Source organism: Mesorhizobium sp. M7A.F.Ca.MR.148.00.0.0 (genome assembly GCF_003997735.1).
Taxonomy (GTDB): Bacteria; Pseudomonadota; Alphaproteobacteria; order Rhizobiales; family Rhizobiaceae; genus Mesorhizobium.
Genome location: NZ_RZTB01000083.1, coordinates 22,156 through 25,598 on the forward strand (window position 1 = coordinate 22,156; position 3,443 = coordinate 25,598).

A 3,443-nucleotide genomic window follows, 5' to 3' on the forward strand; every position below is an offset into this window, starting at 1 on the left:
CGCAGAAAACCGCCAGGAGCAAAGCCGCCCCGATGTTGATGAAAGAGAATGCCGCAGCCTCAAGGATGCCACCAAAAAATCCCTGCTCATTGCCCTTGGCCAGGAAGTTGCCGTTCATCGCTGTCTCGACCAGAAACAGAAATAGCAGAAGCGATAGCCGGAAAATGTGAGCGGCACCGTGCTGCACACGCGCGGCACGAACGAGACCGTGCTTCTCCTTAAACCATGCATGCTCTTTTTCGGCGTCGTTCAGGGCCCTTCTCAGGCCGTGAAGTTCATCGAGGCCCACGGCGACCGAGGCTTTGAAGTCCGAAACGCTAGCGGCATTCGTCTGACGGATTAGACCGAATTGTTCCTCGAAATCGAGGCCGGCAAGACGACCTCCAAGGAGTTGCAGGTTGTCCTCAAGAGTGTGATGCGCAGCCTTCTTCTCATCCTCAACGCGTTCCACGATGGCATGTTCGACATCGTCGAGATTCTTTGCCGTTTTCGGGGGTTGGTTCACCTCGCCGCGCTGCTTTCCGCGGTTAATGACATCCAGGTCGCCGTCGATCTTGGCAGGGTCCAGGCTGTTGAATAGCTGAGTGCTCGCCCGAAAATCGTGGTTGGATTCTCGCAGTGAGTCACGCAACTTATTTAGTTTTTCGAATTTAGAGCCCACGCACTCACAACCCCAACTTTACGCCCCCCGGCAGAGTGGTTTCTATGCATAGTAGAGCTAAAGGGCAACCGCACATTCACTTCTATCCACTTGCTAGTGCGGATCAGGCTCAATTGAGTTCCAACAAATGATCATGGCTGCTGATCAACTGGTTGATCGGCCGCGACTAGTCATGTCATGAGCCGTGCTGCGATGCTCTAAGGACAGAGTGCTACGAGCGGGTTCGCGACTGGGAAATTATCCACAGTCGTATACGTGTACTGGATCTCACCGCCCAGGCGAACGAAGGCAGATAGTTCCTCCGCACGACAGACATAGTTTTTGGTCATTTCATCGATCTTCTGGACATAGACCGGCCGCGAGACGCCAGCAGCCAACAATTTGGCGTCTACTTCCGCATCGGTCTGAGCCCAGGTGGCGTTGAAAACGATCCTTGGCCCGATTGCGATGATGCTCCGAACGGAGATGTTCGAACTGATCAGCATGGGCAATGCTGGAGCCATTTCGGTTTGCATTTTTTTTGCGTAGGCGCAGACGTCGGTCTTGGTGTACTTCGAGAGGCATTCATTTGCCGTCGCCACCCTTGGCCATGTCAGCAGGATCGCCAACGGGACGTGCATCAATCGCAATCCATCCAAAGTATTCTCCTCGCCCGATCTTGGCCTGCACAGAGGAGCATCTATCCTATTTGTGTTCACAGTGCCACGAGCAGCTTGTGCCCGACCGGCAATAGTGCTCTGTCTGAAATACTTTGGGAGGGCAATAAAATGAAAACAACATTTCTCGCGGCTATGGCCGCTGCAATAATCGCTTGCGCGACCGGCGCGTTTGCACACAGTGGCGGCACTGATGCCAACGGTTGCCATACCAACCATAAGACCGGCGCGTATCACTGTCACTGAAGGTCACGCCTTTCTGAGGGACACAAACATGCTGAAGAACATCATGTCAGCTCCGCTGGGCCTCCTCTTCATGCTGGGCGGGCCGATCACCTACGTGATGAATGTCGTCGACACATGGCAGGGCCATGCATCAGTGGTCGTAAAAATCCTGATTAACTTGAGCCTGGATGCGATGTTGGCGTTCATTTGGCCGATCACTTGGGCAATCTGGCTTTTCAAATATATGGCGGGCGCCGAAACTCCACTAACAACCGTGCTGGGCGTTTGAGGATCAAGTTTGCTGAAAATAATGCTTTTCGACGCCGGCCGGAACGGTCCGGTTGGTCTGCATCTGTGTAGCTATTGCCTCGCTGCTGGCGGTAGCGCCATGGCCGTACGGCTATTACCAATTCCTCCGCGTGGTGGTCTTTTTCGCCGGGATCTACTGCGGAGCCATGGTGTGGCGATCAGGCCCTGAAAATCGCACCCTGGCTTGGGCGCTGTTTGGAGCGGCAGCGATCTTCAACCCGTTCATGCCGGTTCATTTGCCGCGCGAGCTGTGGGCAATCTTCAACGTCGCAGCGGCTACTCTGTTCGGCTTTGTCGCATACCGGCACCGGAATTAAGCCGATAATCTGAGATGGCCAAGAGTGGACCTGAGACGCCGAAGGTCAAGGCGCGCCCGAGGGTCACCGTGTCACAGCCGTTGGCGCTTTATGCGGGAGATCTCCTCGAGCGGACGAAGGAGTACTTCGAGGCTTTCAACCATCTAGGCTCGGAGTCGGAAAAGGCGCATCTTTTTGCCCGTTATTTTCTATTTTCGCATGCCCTAGAACTCCTCTTGAAAGCGTATCTAGCTTCAAAGGGCGTGTCGAAACGCGGTCTCCGGCTCGGCTTCGGTCACAAGATCGAGGACATTTACGAAGCCGCAGTGGCCCTAGGAATGCCGCCGATTGGGAACGTGAAGATGATTGCCAACAACCTTGACCTGATGAATTCTCAGCAAGATTTTAGGTACCCGTCGGGGTACAAGCTGAATGTCCCGCCGCCGAGCTTCTGCCGAGAAACGTATAACGCTCTCCACACAGCGATCGAGCCGAGGATCCCCACCGAGGTACTGAAAGCCAACCTCAAATTTCATTGGGATTTTCGGGGGAAGACTGTCATTTGGAAGGACGAATAGCCCGAGGATGATCTTCCCCATCTACGTTGGCGTTCTTATGGCGCTGCTGTCAGCATCCGCCATTGGCGGTGGCGGCAAGGCGATCTTGTTGGGATGGCCGCCTCGCTGACAATGGCCGGGATGGGCACTCGCCGGCTGGCTAGGTTCTTAGCAGGCCATAGCCGGCTGTCTGGTGGAGATCGTCTTTCAGGGCTTTGATCGTCTGTGAAAGGTCGCGAACCTTGTCCATCAGCGTCTGAATGGTCGCCCCGATGGGCTGGATCTTAACGCCTCAATCGTCGCGAGAAGCTCAAGGTAGACGTGGTTCAATTGAACTTTCTCCCTTCGAGAGCTCTCAATGGTGATCGACATGTGCGACCAGGCTCGATCAATTGCCTGTTCGCTTATCCTTCATCGACAAGCGGACGCGTGCCGCCACCTCCCTTCCGTCACGCGAAGGACCCAGACGGCGAGACCAGACGGCGTGCGTGGCGCAATCTTCTATGTGACGAGCGGCGAGATCGCGTGTGTCCCGCCGTGATGGGATCATCTATTCGTCGAGCGCGGCGCTGGCGCCATCATCGTCGATATCTGCAAACCCTGGGATGATGTTACCGGCCAGCAGCTTCTCCTTCGACAGCAGCCCGGCGTCCTCGAGCGCCTCGAAATCCGGCAGCTGGCGCAGCGTGTCGAGCCCGAACTGCGACAGAAAAGTTTTGGTCGTCACATAGGTGTAGGG

The 3,443-nt window shown here is 55.5% G+C and carries 5 protein-coding genes and 1 pseudogene; 4 read left to right on the forward strand and 2 right to left on the reverse strand.

Annotated elements, in window-relative coordinates:
• Positions 1-858 precede the first annotated feature (858 nt).
• Positions 859-1,299, reverse strand: a complete 441-nt coding sequence (locus tag EOB49_RS24170) for a hypothetical protein (protein ID WP_126066778.1) — start codon at positions 1,297-1,299, stop codon at positions 859-861.
• A 153-nt stretch (positions 1,300-1,452) separates the two neighbouring features.
• On the opposite strand from EOB49_RS24170, the gene EOB49_RS38805 reads away from it, so the two are divergent.
• From EOB49_RS38805 to EOB49_RS24190, 4 genes are read left to right on the forward strand one after another with little or no spacing between them, the layout of a single operon-like run.
• The gene (locus EOB49_RS38805; protein WP_095770035.1) at positions 1,453-1,563 is read left to right on the forward strand and encodes a YHYH domain-containing protein; all 111 of its coding nucleotides are present in this window, start codon (positions 1,453-1,455) and stop codon (positions 1,561-1,563) included.
• Between the two features lie 28 nt (positions 1,564-1,591).
• The gene (locus EOB49_RS24180) at positions 1,592-1,831 is read left to right on the forward strand and encodes a hypothetical protein (protein WP_082826591.1); all 240 of its coding nucleotides are present in this window, start codon (positions 1,592-1,594) and stop codon (positions 1,829-1,831) included.
• A gap of 52 nt (positions 1,832-1,883) precedes the next feature.
• Positions 1,884-2,168, forward strand: coding sequence for a DUF6804 family protein (locus EOB49_RS24185; RefSeq protein ID WP_063169433.1), 285 nt, complete (start codon positions 1,884-1,886; stop codon positions 2,166-2,168).
• A gap of 14 nt (positions 2,169-2,182) precedes the next feature.
• Complete coding sequence (locus EOB49_RS24190; protein WP_127382441.1) at positions 2,183-2,725, forward strand: hypothetical protein; 543 nt, start codon at positions 2,183-2,185, stop codon at positions 2,723-2,725.
• Positions 2,726-3,254: 529 nt separating this feature from the next.
• On the opposite strand, the pseudogene EOB49_RS24195 reads toward EOB49_RS24190, so the two are convergent.
• A pseudogene (locus EOB49_RS24195) lies at positions 3,255-3,443 on the reverse strand (SMC-Scp complex subunit ScpB); the annotation flags it as partial.

What these genes read in the sequence shown, in the direction of transcription:
- EOB49_RS38805 (WP_095770035.1), top strand. Translation starts at nt 1,453, where the DNA reads ATGGCCGCTGCAATAATCGCTTGCGCGACCGGCGCGTTTGCACACAGT.
- EOB49_RS24180 (WP_082826591.1), top strand. Translation starts at nt 1,592, where the DNA reads ATGCTGAAGAACATCATGTCAGCTCCGCTGGGCCTCCTCTTCATGCTG.
- EOB49_RS24190 (WP_127382441.1), top strand. Translation starts at nt 2,183, where the DNA reads ATGGCCAAGAGTGGACCTGAGACGCCGAAGGTCAAGGCGCGCCCGAGG.